Source organism: Paractinoplanes abujensis (genome assembly GCF_014204895.1).
GTDB classification, from domain to species: Bacteria; Actinomycetota; Actinomycetes; order Mycobacteriales; family Micromonosporaceae; genus Actinoplanes; species Actinoplanes abujensis.
Genome location: NZ_JACHMF010000001.1, coordinates 4969397 through 4987359, shown reverse-complemented (window position 1 = coordinate 4987359; position 17963 = coordinate 4969397). Strand labels below are relative to the sequence as shown.

Below are 17963 nucleotides of genomic sequence, written 5' to 3'. Positions count from 1 at the left end.
CGGCGTCGGGGAGTGCGCAGGACCGGAGGGCTGGGTTCGCGGGCGTAGGCGGCGGGGTGCTCGCACGAGCGCGGGGGCGCGGTGCGAGAGGGGGCAAGGGCTGTTCCGGCCCCTACGAGAGCGCGCGCCGGACGGCGATCGTCAGCTGAATTCCCGCCACCAGGGCCAGGGCCAGCCAGACCCCGGTGGCGACGGTGATCGCGACGGGCACCAGAGCCGCCGCCAGCAGGCCGAAGATGGCCACCAGCACACGAGTGGGGCGTTCGGCCACGGTGACCACGCCGATCTCCGCCATGCCGGCCGCCGTGGCGCGGGCCCGGGCGTATTCCTGCAGCCAGGACGCCGCGCCGGCCGTGGCGACCAGCCAGCCGGGCGCGCCGGCCAGCCAGAACGCCGTGAGCCAGGCCAGCTCGCCGAGGCGGTCGGCGACGGAGTCGTAGACGTAGCCCAGCCTGGTGGTGCGGCCGGTGATCACGGCGACCGCGCCGTCCAGGCCGTCGGCCAGCGCCGCGACCAGCACCAGCACGGCCGCCAGCAGCGCGCCCCACCGGTCCGCGAGCACCGCCACGGGCACTGTCGCGCAGATCAGCAGGCCCGCGGTGGTCACGGTCATCGGGCCGATCCGGTGGCGGCCGAGCCACGAGCCGATCCCGTACGCGATGCGCACCCACCCGCGTACGAGGAAAGAAGCACGCCGCGGGTCGAAGCCGCCGTGCAGCCCGGACCACGCCGTGGCGTAGTCGTCCCAGAGCACGGTCAGGCGGCCGTGGGCATGGGGGCCAGCAACTGCCACACCTCGCGCGTCGCCGTGGACCGGTTGAGCGTGATGAAGTGGATGCCGGGCACCCCTTCGTCGATCAGCCGCGCGCACATCTCGGCGCACAGTTCCACCCCGAGCGCCCGTACGGCGGCCTCGTCGTCAGCGATCGCCTCGAAGCGAGCGAGCAGGGCCGGCGGGAACGGTGCCCCGGACAGCTGCGACGAGCGCTCGATCGTGGCCATCCGGGTCACCGGCATCACGCCGGGCAGGATCGGGGTGTCGCAGCCGGTGGCCGCGACGCGGTCGCGCAGGCGCAGATACTCGTCGGCGTCGAAGAACATCTGCGTGATGGCGAAATCGGCGCCCGCGCGGCATTTGCGGACGAAATTGGCGGTGTCGCTCTCGATGTCGGCCGAGCGCGGATGCTTGTGCGGGAAGGCGGCCACGCCGACGCTGAAGTCGCCCGACTCCTTGAGCAGCCGGACCAGGTCCTCCGCGTAGAGGACTCCTTCGGGGTGCTGGACCCAGTCTCCCATCGGGTCGCCGGGCGGGTCGCCGCGCACCGCGAGGACGTTGCGGATGCCCGCCCCGGCCAGCCGGCCGATCACGTTGCGCAGCTCGGCCACCGAGTGGTTGACCGCGGTCAGGTGGGCCATCGGCAGCAGCGTGGTCTCGGTCGCGATCCGCTCGGTGACGGCGACCGTGGTGTCGCGCGTGGTGCCGCCGGCGCCGTACGTGATCGACACGAAGCTCGGCCGCAGCGGCTCCAGCTCGCGGATCGCCTGCCACAGCAGCTGCTCGCCCTTGGACGTCTTGGGCGGGAAGAACTCGAACGAGAACGTCGGCGCGGACCCCCGGACGAGGTCACCGATCGCCGGTGTCGCGGGAAGCCGGGAAGGAAGTCCGAGAGCCACATGGTCACTCTACCGAGGTCTTCCGCTAGCGTTCGTGCGGTGACCTCGCCCCTGGATGCCGCCGACCTGCGCGCCCGCGTCGACAAGGCGCTGGCCGCCTTCCTCGGCGAGCAGCGCACCCGCCTCACCGGGATCGACCGGGCGCTGGTCCCCGTGGCCGAGGCGCTGGAGGATCTGGTGCTCAAGGGGGGCAAGCGGCTGCGTCCGGCGTTCGCCTACTGGGGCTTCCGCGGGGCCGGGGGCGCCGACTCCGACCAGGTGGTGTCCGCGCTCGCGGCGCTCGAGCTGGTGCAGGCCAGCGCGCTGATTCACGACGACCTGATGGACCGGTCGGACACCCGGCGCGGCGAACCTTCGGTGCACCGGCGGTTCGAGGCGCGGCACACCGCGCAGGGCTGGCGGGGCGGGGCGGCGGCGTTCGGCGACAGCGCGGCGGTGCTGCTGGGCGACCTGGCCCTGGTCTGGTCGGACGAGTTGCTGCACACCTCGGGGGTGGGGCCGGTCGAGCTGACCCGGGCCCGGCCGGTCTTCGACGAGATGCGTACGGAGGTCACGGTCGGGCAGTACCTCGACGTGCTGACCCAGGCCACCGCGGACACGTCGCTCGAGCGGGCGGGCAAGGTGGCCCGGTTCAAGTCGGCCAAGTACACCGTCGAGCGCCCGCTGCTGCTGGGCGCGGCGCTGGCCGGCGCCGGTCCCGAGCTGTTCGCAGCCTATTCGGGTTTCGGCCTGCCCCTGGGCGAGGCGTTCCAGCTGCGCGACGACGTGCTGGGCGTGTTCGGCGACCCGGAGCGCACCGGCAAGCCCGCCGGGGACGACCTGCGCGAGGGCAAGCGCACCTATCTCGTGGCGGCGGCGTTCGCGGCCCTCGGCGAGAAGGAGAGCGCCGAACTCGACGCCGGGCTGGGTGACCAGGGGCTCGACGGCCGCGGGGTGGAGCGGCTGCGCGCGCTGATCCGCGACAGCGGCGCGCTGGCCGCCACCGAGCGCCGCATCGACGAGCTGATGACGGCCGCGCTGGCGGTGCTGGACGGCGCCCCGGTCGAGGCGGAGGCCCGTGCGGTGCTGCACCGCCTCGCCGACGCCGCGACCAGGCGGACGGTCTAGAAGCCCAGCGCCTGCGCGCGCCTCTTCACCTCGCGGGCGCGATGCCCGCCGAGGCCCTTGGCCGCGTTGCCGTCGAGCGCCTCGTCCGGCTCGTACAGCCACCGCAGGGCCTCTTCGTCGTTATACCCGGCGTCGCGCAGCAAGTTCAGGACGCCGGGGAGGTGCTTCAGCACCGTGCTGTTGGCCACCAGATCGGCCGGGACGACGCGGATGCCGTCACGGCGCACCGCGAGCAGGTGCCCGTCGCGGATCATCTGGTGCACCTTGCTGATCGACACGTCGAGCTTCGCGGACACGTCCGGCAGGTTGATCCACTCGGCCGGGCCGGCGGTTACGGAATCGCTCACACCTACAGCGTACGAGAGTGAAGAAGGAACCCGATGAGCCTGCTGCGCAGGACCCGTACGGAGGTCGCCGGCGCGTGGCGTTCGCTGCGCTACGACATGGGCCGGGCGCCGGCCGAACCGCCCGCCGGTGGGCCCGACGTGACCTCGACCGGGATGGGCACCTTCGGCATCGACCTGCCGATCGACCCGGCACCCGCCCCGATCACCCGACGGCCGCGCCGCGCGCTGGCGATGACGGCCTTCGGGGCGCTGACCGTGGCCGGTGCGGCCGGGGCCTATCTGGCCGTGGTGAACGGGCTGGGCTCGCTGGTGTCGGAGAGCACGGCCGCGGCGGGCACCAGTCCGCCGCGGGCCGCCGCGACCACCGCCGTCGGCCTGGGCTCGTCCTCTTCCCCCGTACGGGCTGCGGCCACCACCGCGGCCGTGCGGCCGGTGGTTCCGCCGGCTCCGAAGCCGGCTGATCCGGCCTTGCCGCGCACTGCCGCCGCCACGTCACCGCCGCCACCACCGCCTCCGCCGGTGAACACGCCGGTCCGGCCGGCCAAGCCGGCGAGTCCGGACCACCGCAACCCGCCCGTGCCCACGCCGACGGCCCCCACATCGTCGCCCTCGCCGACGCCGCCGGTATCACCGTCCTCGTCGGATTCGTCCGGTCCGAGCAGTCCCGGTCCGTCGCCCAGCGACTCCGCGGAGCCCGCGACCTCGGTCTCACCGAGTCAGTCGTGGAATGGCAGACGCCACAAGCGGCACCACTAAATCCGCTTTTGCCGGGGCAGATCCGACGGTGCACGGTGATCAGCCGTACCCGTTTGGACTCAGCTGTGACATCCTGGACCGCCCCTGAGCGAAAGCCACATACACTTCACGCCGATGGACACCACAGTCGCCGACACGTTGATCGGCACGACGATTGACGGCCGCTACCGGATCACCGGTCGCGTGGCCCGTGGTGGCATGGCGACCGTCTACACCGCCACCGACGAACGACTCGAGCGCACCGTCGCTCTGAAGATCATTCACCCGTCGCAGGCGACCAACGCCCACTTCGTCGACCGGTTCACCGACGAGGCCAAGACGATCGCCCGGCTCACCCATCCCAACGTCGTGGCCGTCTACGACCAGGGCCGCCACCAGGGCCTGCCCTATCTGGTCATGGAGTACGTGCAGGGCCGCACACTGCGCGACCTGCTCACCCAGCGCCGCCGGCTCAACCCGGTGGAGGCGTTGGCGATCGGAGAGCAGATGCTCGCCGCGATCGCCGCCGCCCACCGCGCGGGTCTGGTCCACCGGGACGTCAAGCCCGAGAACGTGCTGGTGGCCGAGGCGCCCAGCGGGGGTGTGGCCAACCTGGTCGACTCCGTGGTCAAGGTGGCCGACTTCGGGCTGGCCCGCGCCGTCGAGGCGAGCAGTGCCGACGAGGGCGGCCAGCTGATGGCGACCGTGGCCTACGTCGCGCCCGAGCTGGTCACCGAGGGCCGCGCCGACGCCCGTACGGACGTCTACTCGGCCGGCATCGTGCTGTTCGAGATGCTGACCGGCCGGGTGCCGTTCGACGGCGACGACCCGGTCGCGGTCGCCTGGGAGCACGTCGACAACGACGTCCCCGCCCCGTCCAGCATCGTCAAGGGCCTGCCCTCGGTGCTCGACGACCTGACCGCCCGGGCCACCCGCCGCGACCCGGGGGCCCGCCCCACCGACGCCGGCGCGCTGCTGGCCGAGGTGCAGACGGTGCGCGACGACCTGGGCGCGGCCAACGTCGAGACCGCGCTGCTGCGCCAGGTGCCGCCCGCCCGCGGCGCCGTCACCGACGCCACCACCGTGGTGCCCGCCGTCGGCGCGGGCGACCGTCCGAACTGGGCCCGCCTGCCCAACCAGGCCCCCCGTGGCCAGGAATACACCGCGGGCCGCATGCCCCGGTCGAAGTCGCGCTCGCTGCGCGGCGGCACCGACCGGCGCCGCATCCTGCTCAGCGCGGCCGTGGCCGTGATGGTGCTGGTCGTCATCGGCAGCACCTGGTGGGTCACCCTGGGCCGCTACACCGACGCGCCGCCCATGGTCAACATGACCAAGGCCCAGGCCGAGCTGTACGCGCAGCAGCACGGCTTCGAGCTCTTCTACGGCGATGGCGCCTACAGCGAGACCGTGCCCAAGGACACTGTCGTCTCGCAGGACCCGCCGGCCACCGAGCGGATCGTCAAGGGCGGCGTGCTCACGGTCAACCTGTCGCTCGGCCCGGAACGCTTCGCCGTTCCCGACCTGGCCGGCCTCGAGCTGACGGCCGCGCGGGGCGAGCTGGAGCAGCTCAACCTCAAGCTCAAGGAGGGCGCGGGGCAGTACAGCGACACCGTGCCCGAGGGTGCAGTGATCGCCTCCGACCCCAAGGAGGGCACGCAGCTCAAGCGGGGCGCGACGATCACCGTCGTGCTCAGCAAGGGCCGGGCCCCGATCCGGGTGCCCGACCTGACCGGCAAGAACATCAACGACGCCCGCGCCGAACTGGCCCGGCTGGGGCTGACCGCGGCCGAGGTCTACAAGGACAGCGACCAGCCGGCCGACACGGTCATCGGGCAGAACCCGAAGCCGAACACCGGCGCCACCAAGGACGACACGGTCACCCTCGACGTCAGCAAGGGCCCGCCGTTCGTCGTCGTGCCCGACCTGACCAACCAGCCGTGCCAGCAGGCCAAGGCCACGCTGGAGGGCCAGGGGCTGCGCGTCCGGATCGACTTCAACCCCAACGCCGTCGTCCGCAGCCAGCAGCCGGGCCCCAACAGCCAGGTCGCGCCCCAGTCCGAGGTCGCCCTCCAGTGCTTCTGAGTCCGTCCGATCGCCGGATCGGTTCGCACACCAAGACGTCGGGCGGGCTGGCCAAGGCCGCCCTGCCGTACGTGGACGCCGCCGGGTCCGAGACGCTGCAGGTGTACGTCTCGAACTCGCGCGGCTGGGCCCTGCCGCCCGGCGACCCGAAGCAGGACGTGCTGTTCCGCGACGGCATCGGCGAACGCGCGATCCCGGCGTACATCCACGCCTCGCTGCTCGTGAACCTGGGCTCGCCGACCGAGCTGACCGTGGAGAAGTCGGCGGCCGTGCTGGCCCACGCGCTCGAACGGGGCCAGGCCATCGGGGCGACCGCTGTGGTCTTCCACGCCGGCAGCTCGGTCGACGAAGCCCACGAGGACAAGGCGTTCCACCAGCTGCACGAGGTGCTGCTGCCGCTGCTGGAGCGCCCGGGAATGCCCCAGCTGCTGGTCGAGCCGAGCGCCGGGGGCGGGCGCAGCCTGGCCTCCAAGGTGCAGGACCTCGAGCGCTACCTGGACGCGGTGGAGAACCACCCCGGCCTGGGCGTCTGCTTCGACACCTGTCACGCCTGGGCTGCCGGGCACGACCTGGCCACCCCCGGCGGCATGACCGCGACGCTGGACGCGCTGGTCGCCACGGTCGGCCGCGACCGCGTCAGACTGATCCACGCGAACGACTCCAAGGACGACTGCGGCTCCACCCGCGACCGTCACGAGACGATCGGCGCGGGCCGCATCGGCACGGCCGCGTTCGCCGAGCTGATGACCCACCCGGCCACGGCCGGCGTGCCCGTCATCGTGGAGACGCCCACGGTCGAGCACGAGGGCCACGCGGCCGACATCGCGCTGCTCAAATCCCTCCGCTGACCGCCCTCATCGCAGTCCGGGCTCAGATCTACCTTTTCCTGTTGTCAACGAATCATTGACAACGAGGCTAAGCTGAGGCGGTGCCCGACCTGGAAAAGCTGAGAGCTGTACCCGCCGCCCGGGCCCGGCTCGACGCCGAGGAGCTCGAGCTGATCGACCGGGCCCGGCGTGATGGCGCGACCTGGGGCGAGATCGCCGCCGCGCTCGGGCTGGGCAGCCGGCAGGCCGCCGAGCAGCGCCGGCTCCGTCTGGTGGCGGCAGTGCCGCCGGTGGTGGTCGATGCGTACGGGAAAGCCTTTGACACGCTGCGCCAAGCGGCCCTCGAGCTGCACCGACGCGTCGGGGCGGACCGCCGCTGGGACCGGCGCTTCACGCGGGCCGTGCTGGTTCGCGAGACTCTGGCCGCCGTGCCCGCAGCGGCCGGCGGGGCCCTGTTCGCCCTGGCCGAAGCGGTGATCGCCGACCTTGCCGAGGCCGCGGCCCCGCTGCCGGCGCCCACTCGGGCGGCCGTTGACCGGCTGCGGGCCGCGCTGGAGGCCGCGTCACCACAACGTTGACAGATTGCCGCTCAACTCTGAAGTATGTGAGTCCATGCGGCGCAACGCGGTCCTCTTCGTGCTGATCTCCCTGTTGTCCGGCTTCGGCAGCACGACCATGACCCTGGCCGCCGGCCTCTGGGTGCTCGACCTGACCGGCTCGGTGAGCCTGGCCGCGCTGACCGCCGTCTGCATCTACGCGCCGACCCTGGCCGCCCCGTGGCTGGGCGCGCTGGTCGACCGCCTGCCCCGCCGCCCCCTGGTGATCGGCGTCGACCTGGGACTGGGTCTGCTGCTGCTCACGCTGCTGGCCGTCCGCTCGGCGGCGGCGGCCTGGCTCATCTTCGCCGTCCTGCTGGCCCGCGGCGCGAGCTACGTGCTGATCGAGGCCGGGGAGTCCGCGATCATGCCGTCGGCCCTGCCCACCTCGATGCTGGGCGACGTCAACGGCTGGCGCTCCAGCGCCCAGGAGGGCACGAAGCTGATCGCCCCGGTGGCGGGGGCGGCCCTCTACGCCTGGCACGGCCCGATCGCGGTCGTCCTGCTGAGCGCCTCGATGCCGCTGCTGACAGCCGCCTGCTACGCGGCAGTCCGCCTGCGCCACGTGCCCGTTGAGCCACGGCCGGCGCCCGGCCGGTCAGGGCTGCGGGAGGGTTTGCGGGCTCTGTTCAGTGTGCCCGCGGTGCGGAACCCGGTGCTGCTGGCGGCCGTCGCGATCGGCGGGTCCGGGCTCAAGGACGCCGCGGTGCTCGCCCATCTGGTGCACGACCTGCACCTGCCGTCCACCCATCTGGGCTTGCTGGGCACGGGTCAGGGCGCGGGCTCGATCGCCGGGGGCCTGATGGTGGGCCGCGTCCTGGCCCGGCGCAGCGCGATCACGGTGGCCGCCGTCGGCGCGGTCGTCTTCGCCGCCGGATGTGTCTCGCAGGCGCTGCCCTGGTTCCCCGCCATGGTCGCCGGCAGCGTGGTGATCGGCATCGGGCTGCCCTGGACGTTGATCGCCGCGGTGACCGCCGTGCAGACGCTGACCCCCGACCACCTGCTGGGCCGCGTCGCCGCCACCGCCAACACGATCATGTTCGGCCCGGTCGCCATCGGCATCCCCCTGGGCGCGGCCGCCATCCACATCGGCGCCGTCGTTCCCCTGGTTGTCACCGCCACCACCAGCGTCGCCGCCGCGGTGATCGCCGTGCGCGCCACCAGAAAGCTTTCCCCCGTGGCATCGAACGCCTGAACCCGGTCCAGGGGTGGCGACCCGATCGATTGTCGTCGGCCTGGCGACGGTCAGCCTTTCGTCGGCAGGGTGCCGGTACGAACTGGTTCGGGACCGGCCCGTCAGGTCGCAGTCGCGCGTCCGTGCGCCGGCTGGGGACCCACGTGAGGGTGCGCCACCGGTCACGAAGCCGGCTCGGCCGGCGTCCGCCCATCGGCCCGCTCGAGCTGCTGCCGGCGCACCAGCGAGCCCACCGGACCGGTCCGAGCCGTGCTCATCCGCCACGGACGGGCGGCCAGCGGCAGCGTGAGGCCGCTCCAGAGCGTGCCGAAGGCGGCGAACAGGAGGAAGGCGATCAGCCCGCGCGAGACGACCAGCGGCTCGCGCGGGAGGCCAAGCTCGGGGCCGGCTCTCGGTGAGAACCGGCCCCGATGAGCGCCGCCGTCAGATCTGCTTGCGCAGAGCCTTGCGGTAGTCGCTGTTCAGCCTGCCGATCAGGGTGAGCGGGATGCCCTTGGGGCAGACCTGCGAGCACTCGCCCATGTTGGTGCAGCCGCCGAAGCCCGCGTCGTCCTGGGCCTGCAGCATGTCGAGCACGCGGGTGTCGCGCTCGGGCTGACCCTGCGGCATCAGGCCCAGGTGGGCGACCTTGGCCGCGGTGAACAGCATGGCCGAGCCGTTGGGGCAGGCCGCCACGCAGGCGCCGCAGCCGATGCAGGTGGCCGCCTCGAACGCCAGGTCGGCGTCCTTCTTGGGCACCGGAGTGGCGTGCGCCTCGGGGGCGGCGCCGGTCGGGGCGGTGATGTAGCCACCGGCCGCGATGATCTTGTCGAGATTGCCGCGGTTGACGACCAGGTCCTTGATCACCGGGAAGGCGGCTGCTCGCCACGGCTCCACGTCGATCTTGTCGCCGTCCTTGAAGTGCCGCATGTGCAGCTGGCAGGCGGTAGTGGCCTTCTCGGGGCCGTGCGCCACACCGTCGATCACCATGCTGCACGCGCCGCAGATGCCCTCGCGGCAGTCGTGGTCGAAGGCGATCGGGTCGTCGCCGTCGAGGATGAGCTTCTCGTTCAGCACGTCGAGCATCTCGAGGAAGCTGGCGTCGGGGGAGATGTCCTTGACGTCGTAGGTCTCCATCCGGCCTTTGTCGGACGAGTCCTGCTGACGCCACACGCGGACCTGGATGTCCATTACTTGTAGCTCCGGGTGCTCGGGTGGACGTACTCGAATTCGAGCTGTTCCTTGTGCAGGGTGGGCTTCGCGCTCTCGCCGGTGGCGTACTCCCAGGCCGCGACGTAGCTGAACTCGTCGTCGTGGCGCAGGGCCTCGCCGTCGGGGGTCTGCGACTCGGCGCGGAAGTGGCCGCCGCAGGACTCGCGGCGGTGCAGGGCGTCGATGCACATCAGCTCGCCCAGCTCGAAGAAGTCAGCCACGCGGCCGGCCTTCTCCAGGTTCTGGTTGAGCTGCTCGCCGGTGCCGGGCACCTTGACGCGCTGCCAGAACTCGTCGCGCAGGGCCCGGATGAGCCCGATGGCCTTGGTCAGGCCCTCCTCGGTGCGCTCCATGCCGCAGTACTCCCACATGATGTGGCCGAGCTCGCGGTGGAAGCTGTCGACCGTACGGTCGCCGTTGATCGACAGCAGCTTGGCGATGCGGTCCTCGACCTGCCGGCGCGCCGCCACCACCTCTTCGTGGTCCGCGGCGATCTTCTCGTACGGGCCACTGGCCAGGTAGTTGCCGAGCGTCGTGGGCAGCACGAAGTAGCCGTCGCCCAGACCCTGCATCAGGGCGGACGCGCCGAGCCGGTTGGCGCCGTGGTCGGAGAAGTTGGCCTCACCCACCACGAACAGGCCCGGGATGGTCGACTGCAGGTCGTAGTCGACCCAGAGGCCGCCCATCGTGTAGTGCACCGCGGGATAGATGCGCATCGGGACCTCGTACGGGTCCTCGCCGGTGATCCGCTGGTACATCTCGAACAGGTTGCCGTACTTGGCCTCCACGGCCTTCTTGCCCAGCCGCTTGATGGCGTCGGCGAAATCCAGGTAGACGCCCAGACCGCCGGGGCCCACCCCGCGGCCCTCGTCGCAGACGTTCTTGGCCGCGCGCGAGGCGATGTCGCGGGGGACCAGGTTGCCGAAGGAGGGGTAGATCCGCTCCAGGTAGTAGTCGCGGTCCTCCTCGGCGATCTGCGCGGCGGGCTTCTGGCAGTCCTCGGCCCGCTTGGGCACCCAGACCCGGCCGTCGTTGCGCAGCGACTCGCTCATCAGCGTGAGCTTGCTCTGGTGCGTGCCGGACTCGGGGATGCACGTCGGGTGGATCTGCGTGTAGCAGGGGTTCGCGAACAGCGCGCCCTTGCGGTGGGCCCGCCACGACGCCGTGACGTTGCAGCCCTTGGCGTTGGTGGAGAGGAAGAAGACATTGCCGTAGCCGCCCGAGGCGAGCACGACGGCGTCGGCCATCTCGGTGGTGATCTCGCCGGTGACCATGTCGCGCACGACGATGCCGCGGGCCTTGCCCTCGACGACGATCAGCTCGAGCATCTCGTGCCGGCTGTTCATCTCGATGTTGCCCAGGCCGATCTGCCGCTCCATGGCCTGGTAGGCGCCGAGCAGCAGCTGCTGACCCGTCTGCCCCCGGGCGTAGAACGTGCGGGACACCTGGGTGCCGCCGAACGAGCGGTTGTCGAGCAGGCCGCCGTACTCGCGGGCGAACGGCACACCCTGCGCGACGCACTGGTCGATGATGTTCACCGAGACCGTGGCCAGGCGGTACACGTTGGACTCGCGGGCCCGGAAGTCGCCGCCCTTGACGGTGTCGTAGAACAGGCGGTAGATCGAGTCGCCGTCGTTGCGGTAGTTCTTCGCGGCGTTGATGCCACCCTGCGCGGCGATCGAGTGGGCCCGCCGCGGGCTGTCCTGATAGCAGTACGACTTGACGTGATAGCCGGCCTCGGCCAGTGTCGCCGCCGCGGAACCGCCGGCCAGGCCGGTGCCGACCACGATCACCGTCAGCTTGCGGCGGTTGGCCGGGTTGACCAGCTTGGCCGAGAACTTGCGCTTCTCCCAGCGGTTCTCGATCGGGCCCTCGGGGGCCGCGGTGTCGGCGATCGGGTCGCCGTCGTTCCAGAAGTCAGCCATTTCAGTCCACCAATCCGACCAGAACCGCGAACGGCACCGAGAGGTAGCCGACGACCAGCACCACCGACAGCACCAGGGCCGTCGCGCGGGCGTAGAGCTCGCCGCGCGGGCTCTGCAGGCCCAGGGTGCGCACGGCGCTCCACAGGCCGTGCCGCAGGTGGAAGCCGACCGCCACGATCGACAGCGTGTAGAACAGCGTCACGTACCAGCGGGACGGGGCGAAGTCCTCCGCCACGTTGCGATACACCTCACCGGTGACGCCGTGCGGGTTCAGCGTGAGCGTGGTCAGGTCGAGGATGTGGTAGATCACGAAGAGCAGGATGATCACGCCACCCCAGCGCATCGTGCGGGCCGCGTAGCTGCCCTGCACCTTGGGCCGGTGCGCGTACTTGACCGGGCGCGCCTGCCGGGCCCGGCGGGTCAGGATCACCGCTGCCACGATGTGCCCGATCACCGCCACGGTCAGCACGGCGCGCTGGATGTAGAGGTACCACGCCTCGGGGAGCAGCGGGGTGCCGATGCTGCGGAGCCAGTGCGCGTAGTGGTCAAAGGTCTCGGCCCCGAAGAAGATCTTCAGGTTTCCGATCATGTGCACGTACAGGAAGGCGACGAGCAGGAAGCCGGTCACCGCCATGAAGATTTTCAGAGCGACCGAGGAGCGCCGCTTCGCTGGTTTGCCCGGAGCGGGCGCTGCCGCCGCCGACTTCCGGGTCGAAGTATCTACCGCCACACACTGGACGGTAGAAAGCTGTATGCGATTCGTCTAATGCATGATCGACGCAGTCACCATAGAGATAAGCTATCGTCGTGCAGCTCCAGCAGCTTCGGTACTTCCTCGCCGTCGAGAAAACCCGGCATTTCACCCAAGCGGCGGACATTTTGGGCGTCTCGCAACCGACACTCAGTAAGCAAATTCACACGCTGGAGACGACGCTCGGCGCGCCGCTTTTTGAGCGGATTCGTGGCGGTGTGACCCTGACGGCGGCGGGCCAGACACTGCTTCCGCTCGCCCAGCGCATGGTCGCCGACGCCGACGCGGCCCAGGAGGCGGTGGCCGACATCGTCGGGCTGCGCCGCGGTGAGGTGCGGCTCGGCGCCACCCCCAGCCTCTGCTCCTCGCTCGTGCCCGAGGTGCTGCGCACGTTCCGCACGGCCCACCCCGACATCCAGCTCTACGTCAACGAGGGCGGCTCGCAGGACCTGATCGAGAACCTGCAGGCCCACACGCTCGACCTGGCCCTGATCGTGCAGCCCGAGGAGGGCGTCGACGAGTCGCTGAGCACCACCCCGGTGCTGCGCGAAAGTCTGGTCGTGGCCTCGGTGGCCGACCGTCCGCCGCCCACGCCGCACGCGCAGATCGCCCTCTCCGAACTCGAACACACCCCGCTGGTCATGTTCCGCGCCGGCTACGACATCCGCGGTGTGACCCTCGAGGCCTGCGAGAAGGCGGGCTTCACCCCGAAGTTCGCCGTGGAGGGTGGCGAGATGGACGCGGTGCTGGCCTTCGTCGAGGCCGGGCTGGGCGTCGCCCTCGTGCCCAGCATGGTGCTGGCCAACCGGCCGCTGCTGCGGGCCACACCGCTGGCTCCGCCGGGCATGCGCCGCACGATCGCGCTGGCCCACCGCACCCGCTCGGTGTTGCCGCACGCCGCCCAGGCCTTGCGGGCGACGCTGCTCCAGCACGTGGCCACGCAGGAGCTTCCCCTGGGTGTGCGTCCCCTTTAGACCCTTTCCCGTACGGCCTCGGCCTGCTCAGGAGCTGTGTGCAGTTGCGTACCGGAAATCGGATTTAGCATCGTCGCTGTGCATCATGGTGAGTTCGAGGACCCGCGCCTGGTCGAGATCTACGACGCGGAGTTCGTCTGGGGCTACGACGACGACCTGTTCATGGCGTTGCTGGCCGAGCGCAACGCGCCCCGGGTGCTCGACTTCGGCTGTGGCACCGGCCGGCTCGCGATCGCGATGGCGGAGGCCGGTCACGAGGTCACCGGGGTCGATCCCGCGCGGGCCTCGCTCGACGCCGCCCGTCGTAAGCCCGGCGCCGACCGGGTGACGTGGATCGAGGGTTCGATCGAGGTGCTGCCGCAGCGGACGTTCGATGCGGTGTTGCTCACAAGTCACGTCGCGCAGTTCTTCGTCAGTGACGAGCAGTGGTTGTCGGCCTTGCGGGCGCTGCGCCGGTGTCTGGTCCCGGGCGGCCGGTTGATCTTCGACAGCCGCGACCCGGACGACCGCCGGTGGGAACGGTGGAACCCCGTCGACTCACGTCGGACCGTGATCCTGCCCGGCCGCGGCGAGATCGAGACATGGACGGAGGTAAATGCCGAGGTGGACGGGGTGGTCAGCTTCACGCGGCACTACGTGCTTACGGATCGTGACGAAGCGACAAGCACGGCCACGCTACGTTTTCGGTCGGAAAGTGAGATCAGGACAACCGTGGAGGCGGCCGGATTCGACGTCGACCGGATCTACGGCGGATGGGCCAAGGAGCCTGTTGGCACAGGTGAAGATGGGGAATTGATCGTGCTCGCGGTGGCCCGGGCGCAGGGTAGGTGATCGGTCACGCGGTGTCTGTCGGCAATGTGCCAATAGGGGGCGGGCGGTTGTCGGCCGCCGAGATGTGATTACTATTCGCTCACGTTGCAGCGAGGCTGCTCGATACCGTGATCACCGTCCGGGGAGGCCGGCCGGGTCGCCGAGCAGGCCGGAGTCGAAGGAGAGGTGGGTGCGATGTCGGATCTGACGGGGCGCAATCAGTCGCCGATGGACGAGCCCGTGACCCACCACGGCCCACCCGGCGGTGGCGCCGGCCGGATCCTGCTCGCCGCCGCGATCGTGCTGTTGCTGGTGGCCGTGGCGGGCGGCACCACCTGGTGGATGTACACCCGTGACCCGGCCCCGACCACGAACACGGCCCCGACCGCCCGGCCCTCCGCCCCGGACGCCTGCCCCGGCGTCAAGCTGCGGGTGGCGGCCGCCCCCGAGATCGCGCCGGCCGTGCAGGCCGCGGCCAAGACGCTCGACGACGACGAGGCCGACCCGTGCGACCCGATCAAGGTCGTCGCCGAGGAGCCCGGCGTCACGGCCGCGGGCGCCGCCAAGCCCGATGTCTGGATCCCCTCCAGCAGCGTCTGGCTGGGCATCGCCAACGCCGGCGGCGCCGCCTTCACCGCCCAGGACAAGCCGATGGCCTACTCGCCCATCATGCTGGCCGGCCCGGGCACCGTCACCGACTCGCTCAGCCAGGGCGGCCGCACCTCGTGGGCCCAGCTCACCGGCGCCGTCGCCACCGGCAAGGTCGTCGCCGTGACCATGCCCGACGCCCGCACCAGCACGGTCGGCCTGCTCTCGGTCTACGGCGTCAACGCGGCCATGGCCCGCACCACGCCCGACAGCGGCATCGCTCAGCTGCGCGCGTTGACCCTGCGCAGCCGGCTCAAGGAGGCCGCGGCCGACCCGTCCAAGGTGCTGGCCCGAGTGGCCAAGCAGTGGAACACCAACAGCGTGGTCTACGACGTGGGCCTGTTCCCGCTCGTCGAGCAGCAGCTCAAGACGTACCAGAGGGGCAAGCACACCGTGCCGCTCAAGGGCGCCTACCCCGCGGACGGCCTGGTCCAGGCCGACTACCCGTTCGCGGTGGCCAAGAACAACCAGGACACCGAGCTGACCGCCAAGCTGCGGGCCGCGATCACCCGCTCGTCGCTGATCCAGGCCGGTTTCCGCCCGCTGCCCACCCCCAACGCGCTGCCGCTGCCGCCCCAGCCCGCCGCCCTGCTCGCCCCGGCCACCATGTGGAGCGAGTACAAGTCGCTCGCGACCCAGGTGCTGCTGCTGATCGACGCGTCCGGCTCGATGAACCAGAAGATCCAGGCGCCCGGCGGCCGCACCGTCACCCGTGCCGCCCTGCTGCGCGAATCGGGCCGGTTCGCGGCCGACCTGTTCGCCGAGGACACCACCGTCGGCATGTGGTATTTCGGGCAGCCCACGCCGACCAGCCCCGCCCACCGGGAGGTCGTCCCCTTCGGACCGATCACCGAGCAGCTCGACGGCACCAAGACCCGCCGGGACGCCCTGATCAAGGCGATGGACACCTATCGGGCCGCCGACAACTCGGGCACCCCGCTCTACCAGAGCGTGCTCGACGGCGTCGCCCAGATGCGCGAGAAGGTCGCGCCCGGCACGGTGACGCTGGTCGTGGTGCTGACCGACGGCGAGGACGGCGAGTCCACGTTCAAGATGACGCAGGCCCAGTTCATGACGAAGCTGGCCGCCGAGCAGGACCCGAGCCGCCCGGTGCCGATCATCGCCGTGGGCTACGGACCCGACGTCGACATGAAGGCCCTCAACGACATGTCGACGGCCACGGGCGGCAAGGCGTTCCCGGCCACCAACCCGGCCGACCTGTCGTCCGCCATCGCCAAGGCCTTCCTGGCGGCTCACGCCCCGCGCTGACCCGCGCCTGATGGCGTCGGCCGGGGGCGAACCTAGGCGGGGCCGATCCGGTCGGCCACCATCTGGGCCGACAAGGTGACCATGGGCAGACCGCCGCCCGGATGCACCGAACCGCCGACCAGGTGCAGTCCCGCCACCGAGCCGTGATTGACCGGCCGCATCAGCCCGCCCGCGGTGCCGTAGATGGCCCCGCCCGGCGCGCCCGTCGCCGCGGCCAGATCGGCGGGCGTGCGCGTCTCGCGGAACACCAGCCGGTCCCGCACGTCAAGCCCGCGCCGGGCCAGCACGTCAAGGACCAGATCCCCGTACGCCTCCGGCAGTCCCGGCCGCCGCCAGTCGACGGCCCGCCCGCCGGTGCCGTGCCTCGGCGCATTGACCAGCACGAACCAGGCCTCGCAGCCCTCGGGGTGCACGGCCGGGTCGACGGCCCGGGTGACGAACACCGTCGGGTCGCCGGCCGGGACCGCCCGCCGCGACGCCGAGCCGAAAATCGCGTCGAACTCGGCGTCGTAGTAGTGCGGGAAGAACACCGTGTGGTGGGCCAGCGCCGGGGTCTCGCCCCGCACCCCCAGCAGCAGCACGAAACCGGCCAGGCTGCGATCGGTGAGCCCGGACAGCCGGCGCGGCTCGGGCAGCAGATCGCGGTAGACCGTCAGCGCGTCCACATTCGACACCACCTGGTCGGCCGGCACGTGGGCGCCACCGGCCAGCCGGACCCCGATGACCCGCCCGTCCGCCGTCTCGATCCGCTCGACCGCCTGATCGAACACGATCCGCACCCCCGCCGCGGCGCAGCCCGACGCCAGCGCGGAGCCGAGCGTGCCCAAACCGCCCGGCACATACCAGCCCCCGAAGGCCAGCTCGGCGTACGGCACCGCGGCCAGCGCGGCCGGCGCCCGCCGCGGATCGGCGCCGGTGTACGTCGCGTACCGGTCCAGCATCATCCGCAGCCGCGGATCGCGCAGATAGTGCCGGCCCAACGACCGCAGTGAACGGCCCGGAGCGATCGCGGCCAAGTCGCCGACCCGCCACGACAGCGCGGCCAGCGAGGCGGGCGTGACCGGTTTGCGCAGCACCGACCGCCACGAGGCGTCCCAGATGCGCCGGGCCCGACGCCAGAACCGGTCCCAGTCGTACGCGGCCTCGGCGCCCAGCGCGTCGCCGATACGGTCGAGAAACTCGGCGTGCACCGGCGACGAATCGAGCACCGTGCCGTCCGGGAAGACATGCCGCACCACCGGGTCGAGCGGCACCAGATCGAGCGCGGCCTCGGTGAAAACCTGCGGCAAGGTGAGCAGACTGGGTCCGGTGTCGAAGCGGAAGCCGTCGCGCTCGTAGACGCCGAGCTTGCCGCCCAGCCGGCCCGACCGCTCGAACACGGTCACCGCGTGCCCGGCCCGGGCCAGCCGTACGGCCGCGGTCAGCCCGCCGACCCCGGCCCCGATCACGACGACCCGGCTCATGCGTCCCCCCTGCGATCAGCCCGCTGCCCGTCCGCCTGCCGTGGGCCGGCCTGCGGCCTGTTCGCCCGCCGGGTGTTCGTCCGCGGCCCGTTCGTCTGCAATGCGTTCGCCCGCGGGACGTTCGCGCGCTGCATGGTCGCCCGCGGGGTGGTCGCCCACTGGGCGTTCGCCTGCGGCCCGCTCGCCCACTGGCCGCTCGCCCACTGTGCGTTCGCCCACTGTGCGTTCGCTTGCTGCGTGTTCGTTCGCGGGGCGTTCGCCTGCCGCGTGTCCGCCTGCGGCCCGCTCACCCACTGTGCGTTCGCCCACTGTGCGTTCGCCCACTGTGCGTTCGCTTGCTGCGTGTTCGTTCGCGGGGCGTTCGCCTGC

Annotated in this window: 16 protein-coding genes; 9 read left to right on the top strand and 7 right to left on the bottom strand. The window is 71.6% G+C overall.

Annotated features, from left to right (window positions below):
• Nucleotides 1–112: 112 nt before the first annotated feature.
• Both BKA14_RS22445 and metF read right to left on the bottom strand, forming a co-directional pair.
• Nucleotides 113–793, bottom strand: a complete 681-nt coding sequence (locus BKA14_RS22445) for a CDP-alcohol phosphatidyltransferase family protein (RefSeq protein WP_438861898.1) — start codon at nucleotides 791–793, stop codon at nucleotides 113–115.
• Nucleotides 757–1674 carry a methylenetetrahydrofolate reductase [NAD(P)H] gene (gene metF, locus BKA14_RS22440; RefSeq protein WP_184952858.1) on the bottom strand — a complete coding sequence of 306 codons (918 nt, stop codon included), beginning with the start codon at nucleotides 1672–1674 and terminating at the stop codon, nucleotides 757–759. Before metF ends, BKA14_RS22445 begins: the two co-directional genes overlap by 37 nt.
• On the opposite strand from metF, the gene BKA14_RS22435 reads away from it, so the two are divergent.
• A complete protein-coding gene (locus tag BKA14_RS22435; protein ID WP_184952857.1) occupies nucleotides 1675–2781 on the top strand; it encodes a polyprenyl synthetase family protein in 1107 nt (368 codons plus the stop codon).
• Here the strand turns inward: BKA14_RS22435 and BKA14_RS22430 are convergent.
• Nucleotides 2778–3128 carry an Rv2175c family DNA-binding protein gene (locus tag BKA14_RS22430; RefSeq protein ID WP_184952856.1) on the bottom strand — a complete coding sequence of 117 codons (351 nt, stop codon included), beginning with the start codon at nucleotides 3126–3128 and terminating at the stop codon, nucleotides 2778–2780. The genes BKA14_RS22435 and BKA14_RS22430 overlap by 4 nt on opposite strands.
• Before the next feature lie 33 nt (nucleotides 3129–3161).
• Here BKA14_RS22430 and BKA14_RS22425 point away from each other — a divergent pair, with 33 nt between their 5' ends.
• From BKA14_RS22425 to BKA14_RS22405, 5 genes are all read left to right on the top strand, one after another.
• The gene (locus BKA14_RS22425) at nucleotides 3162–3884 is read left to right on the top strand and encodes a hypothetical protein (RefSeq protein WP_184952855.1); all 723 of its coding nucleotides are present in this window, start codon (nucleotides 3162–3164) and stop codon (nucleotides 3882–3884) included.
• Nucleotides 3885–3998: 114 nt separating this feature from the next.
• Nucleotides 3999–5945, top strand: a complete 1947-nt coding sequence (locus BKA14_RS22420) for a Stk1 family PASTA domain-containing Ser/Thr kinase (RefSeq protein WP_184952854.1) — start codon at nucleotides 3999–4001, stop codon at nucleotides 5943–5945.
• Nucleotides 5936–6793, top strand: a complete 858-nt coding sequence (locus tag BKA14_RS22415; RefSeq protein ID WP_184952853.1) for a deoxyribonuclease IV — start codon at nucleotides 5936–5938, stop codon at nucleotides 6791–6793. Before BKA14_RS22420 ends, BKA14_RS22415 begins: the two co-directional genes overlap by 10 nt.
• Nucleotides 6794–6873: 80 nt before the next feature.
• The gene (locus BKA14_RS22410; protein ID WP_184952852.1) at nucleotides 6874–7350 is read left to right on the top strand and encodes a hypothetical protein; all 477 of its coding nucleotides are present in this window, start codon (nucleotides 6874–6876) and stop codon (nucleotides 7348–7350) included.
• A 34-nt stretch (nucleotides 7351–7384) separates the two neighbouring features.
• Entirely contained in the window at nucleotides 7385–8563 is a 1179-nt protein-coding gene (locus tag BKA14_RS22405) for an MFS transporter (protein WP_184952851.1), read from the top strand.
• A 423-nt stretch (nucleotides 8564–8986) separates the two neighbouring features.
• Here BKA14_RS22405 and BKA14_RS22400 read toward each other — a convergent pair whose 3' ends face one another.
• The 3 genes from BKA14_RS22400 to BKA14_RS22390 are packed head-to-tail and all read right to left on the bottom strand — an operon-like array spanning nucleotide 8987 to nucleotide 12325.
• Nucleotides 8987–9733, bottom strand: a complete 747-nt coding sequence (locus tag BKA14_RS22400) for a succinate dehydrogenase/fumarate reductase iron-sulfur subunit (RefSeq protein ID WP_184952850.1) — start codon at nucleotides 9731–9733, stop codon at nucleotides 8987–8989.
• A complete protein-coding gene (locus BKA14_RS22395; protein ID WP_184952849.1) occupies nucleotides 9733–11679 on the bottom strand; it encodes a fumarate reductase/succinate dehydrogenase flavoprotein subunit in 1947 nt (648 codons plus the stop codon). The genes BKA14_RS22400 and BKA14_RS22395 overlap by 1 nt, the downstream gene beginning before the upstream one ends.
• Nucleotide 11680: 1 nt before the next feature.
• A complete protein-coding gene (locus BKA14_RS22390) occupies nucleotides 11681–12325 on the bottom strand; it encodes a succinate dehydrogenase cytochrome b subunit (protein ID WP_260417252.1) in 645 nt (214 codons plus the stop codon).
• A gap of 155 nt (nucleotides 12326–12480) precedes the next feature.
• Here BKA14_RS22390 and BKA14_RS22385 point away from each other — a divergent pair, with 155 nt between their 5' ends.
• The 3 genes from BKA14_RS22385 (at nucleotide 12481) to BKA14_RS22375 (ending at nucleotide 16131) form a co-directional block, all read left to right on the top strand.
• Nucleotides 12481–13404, top strand: coding sequence for a LysR family transcriptional regulator (locus BKA14_RS22385; protein WP_184956890.1), 924 nt, complete (start codon nucleotides 12481–12483; stop codon nucleotides 13402–13404).
• A 78-nt stretch (nucleotides 13405–13482) separates the two neighbouring features.
• Nucleotides 13483–14235: a class I SAM-dependent methyltransferase gene (locus BKA14_RS22380; RefSeq protein WP_203722254.1), complete on the top strand. Its 753-nt coding sequence runs from the start codon at nucleotides 13483–13485 to the stop codon at nucleotides 14233–14235.
• A gap of 174 nt (nucleotides 14236–14409) precedes the next feature.
• The gene (locus BKA14_RS22375; protein WP_184952847.1) at nucleotides 14410–16131 is read left to right on the top strand and encodes a substrate-binding domain-containing protein; all 1722 of its coding nucleotides are present in this window, start codon (nucleotides 14410–14412) and stop codon (nucleotides 16129–16131) included.
• Nucleotides 16132–16163: 32 nt separating this feature from the next.
• Here BKA14_RS22375 and BKA14_RS22370 read toward each other — a convergent pair whose 3' ends face one another.
• A complete protein-coding gene (locus BKA14_RS22370) occupies nucleotides 16164–17594 on the bottom strand; it encodes a phytoene desaturase family protein (RefSeq protein WP_184952846.1) in 1431 nt (476 codons plus the stop codon).
• Nucleotides 17595–17963 lie beyond the last annotated feature (369 nt).

What these genes read in the sequence shown, in the direction of transcription:
- BKA14_RS22435 (WP_184952857.1), top strand. Translation starts at nt 1,675, where the DNA reads ATGGTCACTCTACCGAGGTCTTCCGCTAGCGTTCGTGCGGTGACCTCG.
- BKA14_RS22425 (WP_184952855.1), top strand. Translation starts at nt 3,162, where the DNA reads ATGAGCCTGCTGCGCAGGACCCGTACGGAGGTCGCCGGCGCGTGGCGT.
- BKA14_RS22420 (WP_184952854.1), top strand. Translation starts at nt 3,999, where the DNA reads ATGGACACCACAGTCGCCGACACGTTGATCGGCACGACGATTGACGGC.
- BKA14_RS22405 (WP_184952851.1), top strand. Translation starts at nt 7,385, where the DNA reads ATGCGGCGCAACGCGGTCCTCTTCGTGCTGATCTCCCTGTTGTCCGGC.
- BKA14_RS22400 (WP_184952850.1), bottom strand. Translation starts at nt 9,733, where the DNA reads ATGGACATCCAGGTCCGCGTGTGGCGTCAGCAGGACTCGTCCGACAAA.
- BKA14_RS22395 (WP_184952849.1), bottom strand. Translation starts at nt 11,679, where the DNA reads ATGGCTGACTTCTGGAACGACGGCGACCCGATCGCCGACACCGCGGCC.
- BKA14_RS22375 (WP_184952847.1), top strand. Translation starts at nt 14,410, where the DNA reads ATGTCGGATCTGACGGGGCGCAATCAGTCGCCGATGGACGAGCCCGTG.
- BKA14_RS22370 (WP_184952846.1), bottom strand. Translation starts at nt 17,594, where the DNA reads ATGAGCCGGGTCGTCGTGATCGGGGCCGGGGTCGGCGGGCTGACCGCG.